17 protein-coding genes are annotated in these 15,758 nt (G+C 62.9%); 6 read left to right on the top strand and 11 right to left on the bottom strand.

From position 1 onward, the window contains the following. Nucleotides 1-83 precede the first annotated feature (83 nt). Together blaOXA and yidD are read right to left on the bottom strand one after the other, a co-directional pair. Nucleotides 84-902, bottom strand: coding sequence for a class D beta-lactamase (gene blaOXA, locus FJW04_RS22145; RefSeq protein WP_140716728.1), 819 nt, complete (start codon nt 900-902; stop codon nt 84-86). A 138-nt stretch (nt 903-1,040) separates the two neighbouring features. Continuing rightward, nucleotides 1,041-1,415: a membrane protein insertion efficiency factor YidD gene (gene yidD / locus FJW04_RS22140; protein WP_140716726.1), complete on the bottom strand. Its 375-nt coding sequence runs from the start codon at nt 1,413-1,415 to the stop codon at nt 1,041-1,043. Between the two features lie 322 nt (nt 1,416-1,737). On the opposite strand from yidD, the gene FJW04_RS22135 reads away from it, so the two are divergent. After that, nucleotides 1,738-2,655, top strand: coding sequence for a LysR substrate-binding domain-containing protein (locus FJW04_RS22135; protein ID WP_140716724.1), 918 nt, complete (start codon nt 1,738-1,740; stop codon nt 2,653-2,655). Between the two features lie 22 nt (nt 2,656-2,677). Here the strand turns inward: FJW04_RS22135 and FJW04_RS22130 are convergent, their stop codons facing one another. Together FJW04_RS22130 and FJW04_RS22125 are read right to left on the bottom strand one after the other, a co-directional pair. Continuing rightward, entirely contained in the window at nt 2,678-3,163 is a 486-nt protein-coding gene (locus tag FJW04_RS22130; RefSeq protein WP_140716722.1) for a cell envelope integrity protein TolA, read from the bottom strand. A gap of 2 nt (nt 3,164-3,165) precedes the next feature. Further along, nucleotides 3,166-3,612, bottom strand: a complete 447-nt coding sequence (locus FJW04_RS22125; RefSeq protein ID WP_015317578.1) for an iron-sulfur cluster assembly scaffold protein — start codon at nt 3,610-3,612, stop codon at nt 3,166-3,168. Nucleotides 3,613-3,852: 240 nt separating this feature from the next. Here FJW04_RS22125 and folE point away from each other — a divergent pair, with 240 nt between their 5' ends. The 4 genes from folE (at nt 3,853) to FJW04_RS22105 (ending at nt 6,696) form a co-directional block, all read left to right on the top strand. Continuing rightward, nucleotides 3,853-4,488, top strand: coding sequence for a GTP cyclohydrolase I FolE (gene folE, locus FJW04_RS22120; RefSeq protein ID WP_015317577.1), 636 nt, complete (start codon nt 3,853-3,855; stop codon nt 4,486-4,488). A gap of 42 nt (nt 4,489-4,530) precedes the next feature. Beyond that, nucleotides 4,531-4,992, top strand: a complete 462-nt coding sequence (gene hisI, locus FJW04_RS22115) for a phosphoribosyl-AMP cyclohydrolase (RefSeq protein WP_015317576.1) — start codon at nt 4,531-4,533, stop codon at nt 4,990-4,992. An 83-nt stretch (nt 4,993-5,075) separates the two neighbouring features. Then, nucleotides 5,076-6,047 (top strand): patatin family protein, encoded by a 972-nt coding sequence (locus FJW04_RS22110; RefSeq protein ID WP_015317575.1) that lies wholly within the window; start codon nt 5,076-5,078, stop codon nt 6,045-6,047. Nucleotides 6,048-6,138: 91 nt separating this feature from the next. Beyond that, nucleotides 6,139-6,696, top strand: a complete 558-nt coding sequence (locus FJW04_RS22105; RefSeq protein ID WP_140716720.1) for a dihydrofolate reductase family protein — start codon at nt 6,139-6,141, stop codon at nt 6,694-6,696. 23 nt (nt 6,697-6,719) lie between these two features. Here the strand turns inward: FJW04_RS22105 and recJ are convergent, their stop codons facing one another. The 7 genes from recJ to FJW04_RS22070 all read right to left on the bottom strand — a co-directional run bounded on the left by recJ (nt 6,720) and on the right by FJW04_RS22070 (nt 13,634). After that, a complete protein-coding gene (gene recJ, locus FJW04_RS22100) occupies nt 6,720-8,501 on the bottom strand; it encodes a single-stranded-DNA-specific exonuclease RecJ (RefSeq protein WP_015317573.1) in 1,782 nt (593 codons plus the stop codon). 219 nt (nt 8,502-8,720) lie between these two features. Next, nucleotides 8,721-9,704, bottom strand: coding sequence for a class II fructose-bisphosphatase (glpX, locus tag FJW04_RS22095; protein ID WP_015317572.1), 984 nt, complete (start codon nt 9,702-9,704; stop codon nt 8,721-8,723). 202 nt (nt 9,705-9,906) lie between these two features. Continuing rightward, a complete protein-coding gene (locus FJW04_RS22090) occupies nt 9,907-10,074 on the bottom strand; it encodes a Thivi_2564 family membrane protein (protein WP_015317571.1) in 168 nt (55 codons plus the stop codon). A gap of 69 nt (nt 10,075-10,143) precedes the next feature. Then, nucleotides 10,144-10,500, bottom strand: a complete 357-nt coding sequence (locus FJW04_RS22085; RefSeq protein ID WP_015317570.1) for a hypothetical protein — start codon at nt 10,498-10,500, stop codon at nt 10,144-10,146. Nucleotides 10,501-10,628: 128 nt separating this feature from the next. After that, nucleotides 10,629-11,942 (bottom strand): homoserine dehydrogenase, encoded by a 1,314-nt coding sequence (locus FJW04_RS22080; RefSeq protein ID WP_015317569.1) that lies wholly within the window; start codon nt 11,940-11,942, stop codon nt 10,629-10,631. A gap of 37 nt (nt 11,943-11,979) precedes the next feature. After that, nucleotides 11,980-13,197, bottom strand: coding sequence for an LL-diaminopimelate aminotransferase (locus tag FJW04_RS22075; RefSeq protein WP_140716718.1), 1,218 nt, complete (start codon nt 13,195-13,197; stop codon nt 11,980-11,982). 44 nt (nt 13,198-13,241) lie between these two features. Next, nucleotides 13,242-13,634 (bottom strand): hypothetical protein, encoded by a 393-nt coding sequence (locus tag FJW04_RS22070; RefSeq protein WP_015317567.1) that lies wholly within the window; start codon nt 13,632-13,634, stop codon nt 13,242-13,244. Nucleotides 13,635-13,732: 98 nt separating this feature from the next. On the opposite strand from FJW04_RS22070, the gene phaC reads away from it, so the two are divergent. Next, nucleotides 13,733-15,568 carry a class I poly(R)-hydroxyalkanoic acid synthase gene (gene phaC / locus FJW04_RS22065; protein ID WP_140716716.1) on the top strand — a complete coding sequence of 612 codons (1,836 nt, stop codon included), beginning with the start codon at nt 13,733-13,735 and terminating at the stop codon, nt 15,566-15,568. Nucleotides 15,569-15,758 lie beyond the last annotated feature (190 nt).

Below are 15,758 nucleotides of genomic sequence, written 5' to 3'. Positions count from 1 at the left end.
CGGGGCTGCGACCTGCCAGGGTGCCGGATGCGTCCGGCGGCGGCAGTCTTTTATGAGCAGATGCCGCCGCCGTAAAGCCCGGCTCACTTAATCAGCCGTGGCAGGTCCTTCAGGAACGCGGCCCGTGTCGCCAACCCCTTCGGCATGTCGGTGCGTTTCGTATCGACGACGAGCCGGGCGAACACGATCTGGCGGCCGTCTTTCCCAGCCCAGCCGACAAACCATCCGAGCGAGCGCTTGTCCTTGCCGCCCGCGCCCAGCCTGGTCGTGCCGGTCTTGCCCTGAACGACCCAGTCCCCAGCCTTGAAGTTCGGCATGATGGCGCGTGTCATTTCATGCGCCTTGGCCGACACCGGCATTGTGCCGGCGAGCAGTTGCCGCAGGAAGGCAACCTGTTCGACTGGCGTGATCTTAAGCGAGGAGTTGACCCAGGAATGGGTGAGCCCGTCATCCTTGCCAGGATTGCCGGAAACGTCACCATTGCCATAGTTGAACTTCGATACGTAGCCGGCAAATTTCTGAGTTCCGAGCTTGCGGGTGATCTCGCGCGAGAACCAGATGATGGAATCGCGTTCCCAGATCGTCGGATCGACGGTTTTCTGGTCGCGTTTCACCGCGTTGAACTCGGGCTTGTAGTCCCATGCCGGGGTATGTTCATCGGCAAGGATGCCCGCGTCGTAGCCGATCAGCGAAAGCGGCACCTTGAACGTCGAGGCCGGGCTGAAGCGCTGGTCGCAGGTACCGTCCTGGTAAAGCGTCTTGCCGCTCTGGGCATCGGCGATCAGCGTGCACTGCACATCCGCTAGCGGCGCGGACTGCGCGCGCATCGGAAATCCCAGCAGCCAGGCGAGCAGGAACAGGACACCAGCCATGATAAAGGGAAGACGATCGACATTGCGCATTTTCTGCTCGCTCCAGAAGGGGGTTCGCGAGCGGGCTTAGCGGGGTCTCTTGTCTCGATTTTGTCTCAAATGCGCAGTTGTTGTGCAGGCTTGCGTTAACCCTACCGGAGCGTAAACAGCGCGGCGTGACCAGCCACCCTAGCCCTGCGCTTCGCCGCGCTTGCGGCCGACCCGCCAATAACGCCAGGGCATGAACCAGACGTAACGGTCCGCCAGCGCTTCCGGAACCAGATCGATGCCATGCGTGCCGAATGGGCCGCAGCGCAGCACGCGGAACAACCCCATCCAGCCGCCGGCCCAAAGGCCATGGCGGGCGATCGCCTCATGCGCGTATTCCGAACAGGTCGGCAGATGGCGGCAGGAATTGCCGACAAAGCCGGACAGCGTCAATTGGTAAAGCCGCACTATCGAGGTGCCGAGCAAGCGGCCCGGCGTCTTGCGCCAGGGGCCGGGCCAGTTGCGGCCGCGCCTCGACGCTCCGGCTGTATGCGCATGCCTGTGCTGGTCGCCCACTGCGATCTCCGCGTTTTCCAGCTGATAGATGTGCGCTTGCACCGGAGAACGCAATCCCGATCGCCGTGCGGTCACGGGCGGGAACGGCGAAATGGCCCTCGGTCGGCTGGCGGCGCCCAGCGGCCAGGATGAGACCATTCTTCGTGATGCCTTGTAGCGCGTCTTTCGTCGCGCCATTGGAACGTCGCGATCCGTATGACGTCGCCAAGGATCTCAAGCAACTGCATCATGGCGGCATCTCCTTGAAGACGATTAGACCGCCGCTGGCCTTCGCCTTCAAACGAGTATAATTTCCGCTTCGGATAATCCTGGGTTATGCGAAATGAAGCGTGGACGCTTGCCCCTGACGGCGTTGAGGAGCTTCGAGGCGGCGGGGCGGCATTTGAGCTTCAGCAACGCCGCCGAGGAGCTTTTCGTCTCACAGGCGGCGATCAGCCGGCAGATCCGCGAACTCGAAACCTTCCTGCGCCAACCGCTTTTCGAACGGCACCATCGCCGCGTCGAACTGACGGATGCAGGCCGTCGGCTGCTTGCTCAACTGGTCAGAAGTTTCGACGACATCGACAAACTACTCTCGGAACTGGTTGCGGTTCCCGCGCAGGCCGTGGTTCGTGTCAGCGTCGAGCCGTCGATTGCATCCGTCTGGCTGGTACCCCGGCTCAACCGGTTTCGCCAGTTGCGGCCCGATATCGACGTCTCCCTCGAAGTGGACCCAAGGCTGATCGAATTCCGCAGCGACCAGCCCGAACTTGCCTTGCGTTTCAGCTCGAACGCGACGTCATGGCCCCGCAGCGAAGCCGAGCGGCTGGCCTCGACAGTCGATTCGCCAGTTCTGTCGCCGGCGCTGCTTTCATCAGGCCCAGCCCTCGAGAAGCCGGCCGATCTTGCTCGCTTCACGCTTTTGCACGAGGAAAACCGCCAGGGTTGGACGCGCTGGTTCGAGGCGGCGGGCGTACCCGCCAACGCCATGCCCACGCGCGGGCCGATGCTTGCGGACGCCTCACTCTCCAAGCAGGCCGCGCTGCTCGGCCACGGCGTGGCGCTGGGCGATCTCCTGCAGATTGGAGAAGAATTGGAGACCGGAGCACTGGTCAAACCGTTCGACATCGATGTCGCATCCGGGGCCTATTGGCTGGTGGCCAGGAGTTTGCGCAGTCTCTCCGAACCGGCCGCGGCCTTCGCCGACTGGCTAAGAAGCGAATTCAGCGAAAGCAGGCGAGCGCTGAAAGCCCCGGCCTGAGCCGTGCGCTGGCCGGAGCCGGCTACTTTACCTTCTTGTTTTTTCCGAGAAGTTTATTGAGGTCGTCGATGTCCACGGACGGATGTCCCGCCGCCGGGTCGACCGCCGGGTTGAATGTGACGACGATGTCGCGCCATAAATCATAGTCGGCGCCGTAGGACGCCAGCCCGGGAAACGGCGCGCAACGCGTGATCGCGCGAATGGCGGCTTCGGCAACCTTATGCCTTGCCGATGTCACAGGGCCGACGATTTTTGGCGGTCCGGCGAGCGATCCGTCCTTGTTCAGGCTGATCCGGACGCGTGCAGTACTTGTGGCATTTGCGGGCACGTTCCAACAGGGCTGGACGGCCCTCATGAGATAGTCGCCGATATCGCGCTCGACTGCTGGTTCCGCCCCGCTTGAGCCACCGGCCGACACAAGTGAAGCGGCAAGAGTACCGGCGAACACCAAGCCATGGCATGAACGACCGCTCTGGCGCGATCCGCTCACCTTAAGGTCGAAGCCCACTCTCAGGCCGCTTCGTCGGCGCGCTTCTTCTCGATCTGACCGATGGCGTCGACCACGGCGTCGAAAGTCAGCATGGTCGACGCATGACGCGCCTTGTAGTCGCGCACCGGCTCCAGATAGCCGAGGTCGGCGAAGCGGCCTTCCGGCGGCGCGCCGTTCTCCTTCAGCATCTTCAGCATGGTCTCGCGCACCGCGCGCAATTCCTCGGCGCTGGCGCCGACGACATGTTGCGCCATGATCGAGGACGATGCCTGTCCGAGCGCACAGGCCTTCACGTCGTGGGCGAAGTCGGTGACCACGCCGTCCTCCATCTTGAGGTCGACGGTAACGGTCGACCCGCACAGCTTGGAATGCGCCTTCGCGGTCGCGTCGGGATGATCGAGCCGGCCGATGCGGGCGATATTTCCGGCAAAACCGAGAATTTTCGCGTTGTAGACGTCGTTGATCATTATTTTCCAATCCGTCGCCGCCAAGCGAACAGCGATTGCCGTTGTTGCGTCTTTCATTCGCTCGGCACGACCATATATAATGCTGGCAGTCCGGTATCGACAAGGCGGCGAACGCCACTGTCCTTGCCGGGAAGTTCACGCCGCTTACGGGGCTGGAAACGGGGCGAGTTTCCGACACCGAAAGGTCGTGGTCCGTTCAACTCGTTCCTCCTCAGAGAGGAACTACGGGAGACGCCTTTTATGGATGCCGTCATCAAGAAACTAATGCCCCAGTCCGCCTATATGGAAAAGCCGGTCACCGACCGCCCGAGCGAGGCCGAAGTCGAGGCCGCCGTACGCACCTTGCTGCGCTGGACCGGCGACAATCCGGATCGCGAGGGTTTGATCGACACGCCCAAGCGCGTGACCAAGGCCTATCGCGAAATGTTCGGCGGCTACGACATGTGCCCGGCCGAGGAGCTTGGCCGTACTTTCGAGGAGGTCGCCGGCTACGATGACCTGGTCATCGTCAAGGACATCCAGTTCCATTCGCATTGCGAACATCACATGGTGCCGATCATCGGCAAGGCGCATGTCGGCTATCTGCCCGACGGCAAGGTCGTCGGCCTGTCCAAGATCGCGCGCGTCGTCGATATCTTTGCCCATCGGCTGCAGACGCAGGAAGCCCTGACCGCCCAGATTGCCGGCGTCATCCAGGACGTGCTCAACCCGCGCGGCGTTGCCGTCATGATCGAGGCCGAGCACATGTGCATGGCCATGCGCGGCATCCGCAAGCAAGGTTCCACCACGCTGACCTCCACCTTCACGGGCGTCTTCAAGGATACGCCCGAAGAGCAGGTTCGTTTTGTCACCATGGTGCGCGGCGGCAGGGCGTAAGCCCCTTGCCGACGTCGCGGTCAACAGGAAGATAGACCGGCAATGTCGGCACTGGAATTTCCGGAAGCTCCCTCGGACAAAAAAGCCTTGGAGGAAGGCGCGGTGTTTTCGCCGCGCTTCGATGCCGCCGGTCTTGTCACCGTCGTCGTCACCGATGCCGCCGACGGCATGCTGCTGATGGTCGCGCATATGAATGCACGGGCGCTGGCTCTGACGCTGGAAACAGGCATTGCCCATTACTGGTCGCGCTCGCGCAACACGCTCTGGAAGAAGGGCGAAACCTCGGGCAATTTCCAGCATGTTGTCGAGATGCTCACGGATTGTGACCAGGATGCGGTGTGGCTTCGCGTGAAAGTGTTGGGCCACGACGCAACCTGTCACACCGGCCGGCGTTCATGCTTTTATCGGACGGTGGGGCTGATCGACGGTAAGGGGACGCTTGCCGACGACGGCAGCAAGCCGCTGTTCGATGCGGAAAACACGTATCGGAAGCCATCAGCTTGAACCTTCTGCCTGACACCGACCACATAGATTCATCATTTCGATACGGCCCGTCCGTATACTAGCTTGGGACAAGGGAGATCATGATGCTCGAATGGGCGTCATTGCGTAACAGACCAGATGTCAGGGAGGCCAATGGCCTGTCCTCGGCAGGCGGCGCATCCGAAACAACCTCCCCCAAGAAAACAGGTATATCGCTCGCGCTCGGTGGCGGTTGCGCCAGAGGCTGGGCTCATATCGGCGTGCTGCGCGCGCTCGATGAAGCCGGCATCGAAGTCTCGATGATCGCTGGCACCTCGATCGGCGCCCTGGTCGGAGGCTGTTATCTCGCCGGCAAACTGGATGAGCTGGAAGAGTTCGCCCGCAGCCTCACCAGACGACGTATCTTCGGCCTGCTCGATCTCAACCTGCGCGGCAGCGGCCTCTTCGGCGGCATGAAGCTGGACGCGCGCCTGCGCGAGCACGTGGCCGGCATCCGCTTCGACGATCTGCCCAAGCCATTTGTCTGCGTCGCGTCGGAAATCCGCACCGGCCACGAGATCTGGCTGTCGAGCGGTTCGCTGATCACCGCCATGCGCGCGTCCTACGCGCTGCCCGGCGTGTTCGAGCCTGTCGATTGCAACGGCCGCGTGCTGGTGGACGGAGCGCTGGTCAACCCGGTGCCCGTTTCGGTCTGCCGCGCCTACGAGCAGCCGCTCGTCGTGGCGGTCAACCTCCACTACGACCTGTTCGGCCGCGCCGCCGTGATCAAGCACAGCGCTGGCGAGCTGGTTATCGAAAAGGATGCGCCAAGGCCCGGCCAGGTCGACGCCCAACACCAATCGCACCAGACGCGTTTGGGCATCACCGGCGTGATGGTCGAAGCCTTCAACATCATCCAGGACCGTATTTCACGGGCGAGACTTGCCGGCGATCCGCCTGACATGTCGCTGCAACCCAAGCTCAGCCATATCGGCCTTACCGAATTCCACCGGGCCGACGAGGCGATCCAGCTCGGCTACCAGGCGACGATGGCGCAGATCGGCGAACTGACGCGGCTGCAGACGGTTCTCGCCTAGACCGTTCCTCAAGTTGTATTGGCCTCAGGACAAACTGATTGCAAAACGCAATTGGTTATGGTGATCTGCGTCGATCGAGGCGGAGGTGCCGATGGCCAGGATTGTCTATTCCATGCTGACGTCGTTGGACGGCTATATCGCCCGATCGAACGAGGACATCGGCTTGCCAGTGCCCGAGGCGGAACTGCACCAGCACTTCAACGACATGATGAGGCAGGCTTCCGCCGTGCTCGCCGGACGGCGCATGTACGAAACCATGCGCTTCTGGGACAGCCCTGAACGCGAGACCGGCGCCACCGAGGTCGAGCGGAATTTTGCCCATGCATGGCGCGAAACGCCGAAGATCGTCTTCTCGACCACGCTTCGGCAAGTCGGGCTCAATGCCCGGCTGATGGATGGCGATGCGGAGGATGCGGTACGATCTCTCAAGGCGCAGGCCGATGGCCTCGTCATCCTTGGCGGCGCCGATCTTGCCGCCTCTCTGGCACGAGCCGGCCTCATCGACGAATACCGGCTCTATATGCATCCCGTGGTGCTGGGTGGCGGCAAGCCATATTTTCAATCCGGCCTGTCGCTGGCGCTGACCCCGCTCGGCACGCAAAGTCTCCCCCAGGGCGTGACGTTGCTGCGTTATGCGCCGGCCGGCTGAATTGCGCGGGTTTCCGGCGCGCCCTACGCCCGCGCGGCGTCGATGATGCGAAACTGCACCGTACGGTTGCCGTTCCAGTAATTGCCCGACAGCGAGCCGGCGACATGCACCGTCTTGCCGCGGTTCTTGGAAAGGAACTCGCCAAGCACCGTATCGACGGCGCGAAAGGCGATCGCCTGGATGCGGCCGCCGCTCTCCGACTGTAAATCGGCGCGAATATGGTTGGTGCCGACCGGCCTGATGTCGGCCAGCCGATGGCGCGGCAGCACGAAAACAGGCGCGACATGCCCGGCACCGAAGGGCCCCGCCTTTTCCAACGCATCGAGCAGGCCGAGCGTCGCGCCTTCGGCGGCAAGCGCGCCGTCTATCGCCAGGCTTTCCTCATCCTGCAACCTGAAAACGTCGGCGGCTGCCCGCTCCTCGAAGAAGGCCCTGAGCTCACCCAGTCTTGCCCGCTCGACGGTGATGCCGGCAGCCATGCCATGGCCGCCGCCCTTGACGATGAGCCCGGCATTAGCGGCTTCGCGCACCAGCCGGCCAAGGTCGAAACCCGACACCGAACGGCCCGAGCCCGTGCCGGTGCCGTTGGCGTTGAAGGCGATGGCGAAGGCCGGCCGCCGTGCGTGATCCTTCAGTCGTGAGGCAAGCAGGCCTACGATGCCGGGGTGCCAGCTGTTGCTGGCGGTGACGACGATCGCCGGCCCGCTGCCGCCCGCGAGCTCGGCATCGGCTTCGGCGCGCGCGGCGGCGAGCATCTCCTGCTCCATCAGCTGCCGCTCCTGGTTCAGCCGGTCTAGCGTCTCGGCGATGGTCTGCGCCTCGACGGGATCGTCCGTTGCAAGCAGCCGGCTGCCGAGTGCCGCATCGCCAATGCGCCCGCCCGCATTGATGCGCGGGCCGATCAGATAGGCGAGATGGAAGGTGCTGATCGGCTCGCCAACGCGCGACACTCGTGCCAGCGCGGCCATGCCTTCATTCTTCTGCTGTCGCGCCACTTGCAAACCCTTGACGACGAAGGCGCGATTGACGCCCGTGAGCGGCACCACGTCGCAGACGGTGGCAAGCGCCACGAGATCGAGCAGGGAAAGCAGGTCGGGCGGCGTGACATCGCTCAGGCCACGCAGCACCTTTGCGGTCTGGACCAAGGCGAGGAACACGACACCGGCGGCACAGAGATGGCCCTGTCCGGAAAGGTCGTCGTCGCGGTTTGGATTGACGACGGCAATTGCCGCAGGCAAGACGCCGCCGACCTGGTGGTGGTCGAGCACCACGACATCGGCGCCGGCGGCATTGGCCGCGTCGATCGAAACGGCGCTGTTGGTGCCGCAATCGACTGTGACGATCAGCGTCGCGCCGCGCGATACCAGTTCGCGCATGGCATCGGGATTGGGACCGTAGCCCTCGAAAATACGATCCGGGATATAGATTTCCGACGGCACCGAGAAATGCGTGAGAAACCGCTTCAGCAAGGCCGACGAGGCCGCGCCATCTACGTCGTAATCGCCGAAGATCGCAATTTTCTCCCGCGCCATGACGGCGGCGGCGATGCGGATGGCGGCCTTGTCCATATCGGTCAGCGAGGCCGGGTTCGGCAACAGGTCGCGGATCGTCGGGTCCAGAAACCGCTCGGTCTCGTCGGCGGCCACGCCGCGTCCGGCAAGAACGCGCGCGACGATGTCGGGCACGCCATGACCCTGTGCGATGGCGAGCGCGATCATGTCCTGCCGTTCGGTCAGCCGGTGCTCCCAGGAGAGACCGGTTGCCGACTGCCTGACATCGAGGAAGAGGCGCCTTTCGCCCATCATGCGCTTTGCCAACTCATGGTTGGCGGTAGGATAAGCCAAAGGCCGCGGGAGACTTCAAGAAAAACTACGCTTTCCGCCTTTCAGCCGTGCACCCACCGTTCGCTGGCCGCCCGAGACATCAGAGGCCGCATGCCGATCAGGCGGTGTCATCGTTAAACCCTTGCCGCCATCGGAGGCAGCCAGATGGCTAACAACTGCGGCCCGGCTTCGCAAGCGGGTCTAGAACTTATCCATATCCTGGTGCCTGGCCTTGATCTCGCGCACGGTCCGCGATGACGATCGCAGCACGATCGTGTGGGTGGTGATGTATGTGCGGCCGAACTTGACGCCAGCCAGCATGTTGCCATCGGTGACACCGGTGGCCGCAAACAGCACGTCGCCGCGCGCCATGTCTTCCGCTTGATAGATCCGCTTCGGATTGGAAATGCCCATCTTTGCGGCACGTGCGACCTTTTCCGGCGTATCAAGGATCAGCCTGCCTTGCATCTGGCCGCCGGTGCAGCGCAACGCCGCAGCGGCCAGCACGCCTTCCGGCGCGCCCCCGGTGCCGAGATAGATATCGATGCCGGTTTCTTCCGCGTCCGTGGTGTGGATGACGCCGGCGACGTCGCCGTCGCCGATCAGCCGGATCGCGGCGCCCGTGGCGCGCACGGCATCGATCAGCTTGGCGTGGCGCGGACGGTCGAGAATGCAGGCCGTGATGTCGGACACAGCAACGCCCTTCGCTCGCGCAAGGCTGGCGACGTTTTCGGCCGGCGAGGCGTCGATATCGATGACTCCGTCGGCGTAACCGGGACCGACCGCGATCTTGTCCATGTAGACGTCGGGCGCGAACAGCAGGCTGCCCTTCTCGGCGATCGCGATCACGGCGAGCGCGTTCGGCAGGTTCTTGGCGCAGATCGTCGTGCCTTCGAGCGGATCAAGCGCGATATCGACCGCGGGCCCTTTGCCGGTCCCGACCTCCTCGCCGATATAGAGCATCGGCGCCTCGTCCCGCTCGCCCTCGCCGATCACCACCGTGCCCTTGATCGCGAGGCGGTTGAGCTCCTCACGCATGGCATCGACGGCGACCTGGTCGGCAGCCTTTTCGTCGCCGCGGCCGCGCAGCCTGGCGGCCGCGACCGCGGCCCGTTCGGTGACGCGCACCAGTTCCATGGTGAGTATCCGGTCAAGGCCGGCGACGATGTTCTGGGCCACATTCATTCGACAAATCCTCGTTTGATGCCGCCTCCCGCCAAGAGGCGTGCTTGTTTTGTCAAACGACCATGACAACGGCAAGACCTGCCGGATGGTTTATCGAAAGGATAGCAATATCAATCGATTGAACCGAATTTTTGAAAACAATGCCGGCCCGGTTTGAGATGAACCGAGCCGGCACGAAACAGAAATTGCCGTCTTCGTGGTCCTAGAAAACCGCGAGGTATTTGAGCAGCGAAATAATGCCGATGATGATGACGATGACCTGGACGATCTGCCTCATCCTGGCATCAAGCGGCAGCCGCTGCACCAGGTAGAGAACGAGAATGATGACGAGAAATGTGATCAGGATGCCGATTAACACGGACGAAGCCATAATGCCCTCCTTAAATGACTTGCTGAAACGGAGAAATGAGCCGGCATTGCCGGCTCAATATCGGCGCGGTCAATACCAGCGGCGCGAGGTGTCGTTCATCGACTGGCCGACGGCAATCCCGGCCAGAAACCCGAGCAGGCCGATCACGCCAACCACGGCGGTCGTCGTGCCCGGATTTTCACGCGCGACTTCCGAAACGGACTGGGCCTGGCTGCGCAACTGCTGCGCTGTCCGCGAGGCGCGGGAAGCGGCAGTATCGTAGAAATCCGATGCTTGCTCACTGGCATCATCGAGCATTTCCGCGCTGCGCTGCGAAATGCTCTTGTTGATCTTGGTGATCTCCTTGCGCAGGTCGGCGATCTGCTTTTCCAGCGTCTTCTGGATGTCGCCGATGTCAGGGGCGTCGGATTTGTTGGTGTCGGCCATGAAGCGGCTCCCTTGGTTGCTGACCAAGAGAACGGTACCGACGCCAATTCGTTCCGGCGGCAGCGGGACGTCCTCACCGAACCGAGATACACCGCCGGTGGTTATGCCCACGGCAACGAGGCTGCCTGCTACCCTGCCCGCTCGATGCGGATGACCTGTGGCTTGTCGGTCAGATGGCCGTCCTTGGTAATGCCGTCGACAGCCTTGCGCACGGCGGCCTCGGTAGTCTCGTGGGTGACGAGGATCACCGTCTTCTGCGCCGCCGCCTCGCCGCTGACCGCATGCTGGACGATCGATTCCAGCGAAATATCGTTGTCGGCCATGCGCTTGGCGATCGCCGCGAACACGCCGATGCGGTCGTGCACGGTCAGCCGGATGAAGTAGCCGCCGGCATGGCTGCGCATCTGCGCCTTCTTATACGGTCTCAGCTCCTTCGCCGGCCGGCCGAAGACGGGACCATGCTGGAAGCCGGGCCGGCTCTTGGCGATGTCGGCGATGTCGCCGATGACCGCCGAGGCGGTGGCATTGCCGCCGGCGCCGGGGCCCGAGAGCAGCAACTCGCCCAGGATATCGGTCTCGATCGCCACCGCGTTGGTGACACCATGCACCTGCGCGATGACCGAAGCAGTCGGCACCATGGTTGGGTGCACACGCTGCTCGATGCCGCTTTCGGTGCGCTGGGCGACGCCGAGCAGCTTGATCCGGTAGCCGAGATCGCCGGCGGCACGGATGTCGGCCTGGGTAATGTTAGAAATGCCTTCCATGTAGATGTCGTTGGCGGCGATTTTGGTGCCGAAGGCAAGGCTGGTCAGGATCGACAGCTTGTGCGCGGTGTCATGGCCCTCGATGTCGAAGGTCGGGTCGGCTTCGGCATAACCCAGCCGCTGCGCGTCCTTCAGCACGACGTCGAAGGAGACGCCCTCGGCCTCCATGCGGGTCAGGATATAGTTGCAGGTGCCGTTGAGGATGCCGAAGACACGAGTGACGGAATTGCCGGCCATCGCCTCGCGCATCGTCTTGATGACCGGGATGCCGCCTGCCACCGCGGCCTCGTAATTGAGCAGCACGCCCTTCTTTTCAGCGATTTCGGCAAGCGCCACGCCATGCTTGGCAAGCAGCGCCTTGTTGGCGGTGACGACATGGCGGCCGGCTTCGAGCGCGGCCTTCACAGAGGCGCGCGCCGACCCCTCATCGCCGCCGATCAGCTCGACGAACACGTCGATCTCGGCGGTCTGCGCCATCTTGACCGGATCGTCGAACCAATTCGCGGAGCTCAGATCGATGCCACGCTCGCGTTTCCGGTCGCGTGCGGAAATCGCCGACACGATGATGTCGCGCCCGCATTGGCGGGTCAGTTCCGCCGCCTTGTCGCGCAACACGCGCGCCACCGATGCACCGACCGTGCCAAGTCCAGCAATTCCAACACGCAGTGCTTCAGCCATGGAAGGCGACGCCCCTCAAATAAGATCGAATTTGTATTTACCGGTGGGCGGACAGCGGCACCACATTGTTGGGCTGCTTGGCGCTGGCCGACAGGAAGCGCTTGATGTTGCGTGCCGCCTGGCGAATCCGGTGTTCGTTCTCGACCAGTGCTACGCGCACGAAATCGTCGCCATGTTCGCCGAAGCCGACACCGGGCGCCACCGCCACATCGGCGTGCTCGATGAGCAGCTTGGAGAATTCGAGCGAGCCCAGATGACGGAACGGCTCAGGGATCGGCGCCCAGGCGAACATCGAGGCCGCGGGGGCCGGAATGGTCCATCCCGCGCGGCCGAACGCATCGACCATCACGTCGCGGCGTTTGCGATAGATGTCGCGCACCTCGGCGATATCGGCGCCGTCGCCATTGAGCGCGTGCGCCGCCGCCACCTGGATCGGCGTGAAGGCACCGTAGTCGAGATAGGATTTGACCCGGGTCAGCGCCGAGATCAGCCGTTCGTTTCCGACAGCGAAGCCCATGCGCCAGCCGGGCATGGAGAAGGTCTTCGACATCGAGGTGAACTCGACGCACACGTCGATGGCGCCCGGCACCTGCAGCACGGAAGGCGGCGGATTGCCGTCGAAGTAGATTTCCGAATAGGCGAGATCGGACAGGATGATGATGTCGTTCTTCTTGGCGAAGGCCACCACGTCCTTGTAGAAATCGAGCGAGGCGACCAGTGCCGTCGGGTTCGATGGATAGTTGAGGATCAGCGCCAGCGGCTTCGGGATCGAATGGCGGACGCCGCGCTCGAGCGCCGGAATGAAGCCGTCATCGGGCTCGACTTGCAGCGAGCGGATGACCCCGCCCGACATGATGAAGCCGAAGGCATGGATCGGATAGGTCGGGTTGGGGCACAGGATCACGTCGCCGGGCGCGGTGATCGCCTGCGCCATGTTGGCGAAGCCTTCCTTCGAACCGAGCGTGGCCACCACCTGGGTGTCGGGGTTGAGCTTCACGCCGAAGCGGCGGGCATAGTAGTTTGCCTGGGCGCGGCGCAAACCGGGAATCCCGCGCGACGAGGAATAGCGGTGCGTGCGCGGATCGCGCACGACCTCGCACAATTTGTCGACGATGGCCTTGGGCGTCGGCAGGTCCGGGTTGCCCATGCCGAGGTCGACGATGTCGGCGCCCCGCGAACGGGCGCTCGCCTTGAGCCGGTTGACCTGCTCGAACACGTAAGGCGGAAGCCGGCGGACCTTGTGAAATTCTTCCATGGCAGTTCCAGACAGCAAGGGAGCGTTGGGCGCGCGCTATATACTCATTTGCAGGTAGGGTCGAGGGCGGGGTCGCATTTGCCTTCGATCTGCTTCAGGGTCTGCGGACCATGTTTCTTGGCGAGATCGGTCAGCGCCGCCTGGTTGGTGACGGCCGCGCCGCCGCCCTTGGCGCCCTGCCCGTTCTCGTCGGCCTTCAACTGGGCGAGCTTGGCTTTCTTCTCGGCCTCGGTGAATTGTTTCGCCGCCACCTGCGGCGGGATGTTGAGGTTCGGAAAGGTGCCGGTGTCCTTCGGGCCCGCGTCGGTGGCCATCGGCACCGGACCGCTGGTATTCGTGCTCGAGCATCCGGCAACGGCCAGGAGCATGAGGGCCGCGCTGATGCGGCAAAAGTGGCCGGCACCGAAAAAAACAGTCTCGCCAAACTTAATCGTCATATTGTTTCCTTGGCAGCCGGGGTAGAGCGAGATTGGACCCTGTCGGATGTCCCATGTTAATATGTCAAGAAAACGCTTCCGGAGGAACCCCGCGAACCATGTCCAAAACACCCGATTCGGGCAAAGCGGAAGATGGCGGACCTTCGACGGTCGAGCAATATCTGGTGAAGGACCCGGAACGCTTCGCGCTGAACATGGCGCGGATGATCGAGCAGGCTGGCAAGGCGGCTTCCGCGTGGGCCGAACCGCGCGAAAAAGGTGAGGTGCGCGACCAAGTCGCCGAGCCGGTGGTCGACATGGTCAAGACCTTCTCCAAGCTCAGCGAATACTGGCTCGCCGATCCGCAGCGGGCGCTCGAAGCGCAGACGCGGCTGTTCGCTGGCTACATGACGGTTTGGGCGAACGCCATCCAGCGCGTCAGCCCCAATGCCGAGGGCGCCGACGATGCCGTCAAGCCGGAGCGCGGCGACAAGCGGTTCCAGGACCCGGAATGGGGCCGCAACGCCTTCTTCGACTTCTTGAAACAGGCCTATCTGGTCACCTCGCGCTGGGCGTCCGAACTGGTCGACCATGCCGAAGGCCTGGACGAGCATACCCGCCACAAGGCGAGCTTCTACGTCAAGCAAGTATCCAACGCCATCTCGCCGTCCAATTTCATCCTGACCAATCCCGAACTGTTTCGCGAAACCGTCGCCTCCAACGGCGAAAACCTGGTGCGCGGCATGAAGATGCTGGCTGAGGACATCGCCGCCGGCAAAGGCGACCTCAAACTGCGTCAGGCTGACTATTCACCCTTCGAGATCGGCAGGAACATCGCCACCACGCCCGGCAAGGTGGTCGGCCGCAGCGATGTCGCCGAGATCATCCAGTATGATGCGGCGACCGAGACGGTGCTGAAGCGCCCGCTGCTGATCTGCCCGCCTTGGATCAATAAGTTCTATATACTCGACCTCAACCCGCAGAAATCCTTCATCCGCTGGGCGATCGAGCAAGGTCACACCGTTTTCGTCATCTCCTGGATCAATCCGGATGAACGCCACGGCGCCAAGAACTGGGAAGCGTATATCAGGGAAGGCCTGCAATACGGCCTCGACACGATCGAGAAGGCGACCGGCGAGCGCGACGTCAATGCTATAGGCTACTGCGTCGGTGGCACGTTGCTGGCGGCGGCCTTGGCGCTGATGGCTGGGGAAGGCGACGACCGCATCAAGTCGGCGACCTTCTTCACCACACAGGTCGACTTCACCCATGCCGGCGATCTGAAAGTGTTCGTCGACGAGGAACAGGTCGCGGCGGTGGAAAAGTCGATGAACGAAAAGGGCTATCTCGACGGCACCAAGATGGCGACCGCCTTCAACATGCTGCGCTCGGGTGACCTGATCTGGCCCTATGTTGTCAACAACTACATGCGCGGCAAGGACCCCCTGCCCTTCGACCTGCTCTACTGGAACGCCGATTCGACCCGCATGGCGGCGGCCAACCACTCCTTCTACCTGCGCAACTGCTATCTCGAGAACAACCTCTCGCGCGGCACGATGGAACTGGCGGGCCACACGATCTCGCTCGGCGATGTCACTATTCCGGTCTACAATCTCGCCTCCCGGGAAGATCACATCGCGCCGGCTCTGTCCGTCTTCCTTGGCTCGAAATATTTCGGCGGCCCGGTCGAGTACGTGATGGCGGGATCGGGCCATATAGCTGGCGTCGTCAATCCGCCCGCATCCAACAAATATCAGTACTGGACCGGCGGTCCGCCGAAGGGCGACTTCGACCAGTGGATAGCCTCCGCCACCGACCATCCGGGATCCTGGTGGCCGCACTGGCAAGGCTGGATAGAGGCCAAGGACAACACCCGTGTGCCTGCCCGCAAACCCGGCAAGCATATGAAAACCTTGGGCGATGCTCCCGGGACCTATGTCAAGGTGCGTGTGTAACGGACTGTAATGTCTGGTGAGTTGACGCCCCCGCAAAAGCGGGCGAAATGGTGTCGTCAACCATCAAGCGGCCGCAATTCGGCAATCGCTGCAAAAATACTTACAGGCTTGCTGATTTGACACAGGTCTCGTTTCCGGATCGGAGACAAAGGTCCACCTGACGCGGACATACCAGTCGGCGCCAGGTATA

The organism is Mesorhizobium sp. B2-7-3 (genome assembly GCF_006440715.1).
Lineage (GTDB): Bacteria > Pseudomonadota > Alphaproteobacteria > Rhizobiales > Rhizobiaceae > Mesorhizobium > Mesorhizobium australicum.
Note: the sequence above shows the minus strand (reverse complement) of the source record. Positions and strands in the feature narration are given on the sequence as shown.

What these genes read in the sequence shown, in the direction of transcription:
- FJW04_RS22135 (WP_140716724.1), top strand. Translation starts at nt 1,738, where the DNA reads ATGAAGCGTGGACGCTTGCCCCTGACGGCGTTGAGGAGCTTCGAGGCG.
- FJW04_RS22080 (WP_015317569.1), bottom strand. Translation starts at nt 11,942, where the DNA reads ATGGCTGAAGCACTGCGTGTTGGAATTGCTGGACTTGGCACGGTCGGT.
- FJW04_RS22070 (WP_015317567.1), bottom strand. Translation starts at nt 13,634, where the DNA reads ATGACGATTAAGTTTGGCGAGACTGTTTTTTTCGGTGCCGGCCACTTT.
- hisI (WP_015317576.1), top strand. Translation starts at nt 4,531, where the DNA reads ATGTCGGCACTGGAATTTCCGGAAGCTCCCTCGGACAAAAAAGCCTTG.
- folE (WP_015317577.1), top strand. Translation starts at nt 3,853, where the DNA reads ATGGATGCCGTCATCAAGAAACTAATGCCCCAGTCCGCCTATATGGAA.
- FJW04_RS22075 (WP_140716718.1), bottom strand. Translation starts at nt 13,197, where the DNA reads ATGGAAGAATTTCACAAGGTCCGCCGGCTTCCGCCTTACGTGTTCGAG.
- FJW04_RS22105 (WP_140716720.1), top strand. Translation starts at nt 6,139, where the DNA reads ATGGCCAGGATTGTCTATTCCATGCTGACGTCGTTGGACGGCTATATC.
- FJW04_RS22110 (WP_015317575.1), top strand. Translation starts at nt 5,076, where the DNA reads ATGCTCGAATGGGCGTCATTGCGTAACAGACCAGATGTCAGGGAGGCC.
- FJW04_RS22125 (WP_015317578.1), bottom strand. Translation starts at nt 3,612, where the DNA reads ATGATCAACGACGTCTACAACGCGAAAATTCTCGGTTTTGCCGGAAAT.
- glpX (WP_015317572.1), bottom strand. Translation starts at nt 9,704, where the DNA reads ATGAATGTGGCCCAGAACATCGTCGCCGGCCTTGACCGGATACTCACC.
- recJ (WP_015317573.1), bottom strand. Translation starts at nt 8,501, where the DNA reads ATGATGGGCGAAAGGCGCCTCTTCCTCGATGTCAGGCAGTCGGCAACC.
- FJW04_RS22090 (WP_015317571.1), bottom strand. Translation starts at nt 10,074, where the DNA reads ATGGCTTCGTCCGTGTTAATCGGCATCCTGATCACATTTCTCGTCATC.
- blaOXA (WP_140716728.1), bottom strand. Translation starts at nt 902, where the DNA reads ATGCGCAATGTCGATCGTCTTCCCTTTATCATGGCTGGTGTCCTGTTC.
- phaC (WP_140716716.1), top strand. Translation starts at nt 13,733, where the DNA reads ATGTCCAAAACACCCGATTCGGGCAAAGCGGAAGATGGCGGACCTTCG.
- FJW04_RS22085 (WP_015317570.1), bottom strand. Translation starts at nt 10,500, where the DNA reads ATGGCCGACACCAACAAATCCGACGCCCCTGACATCGGCGACATCCAG.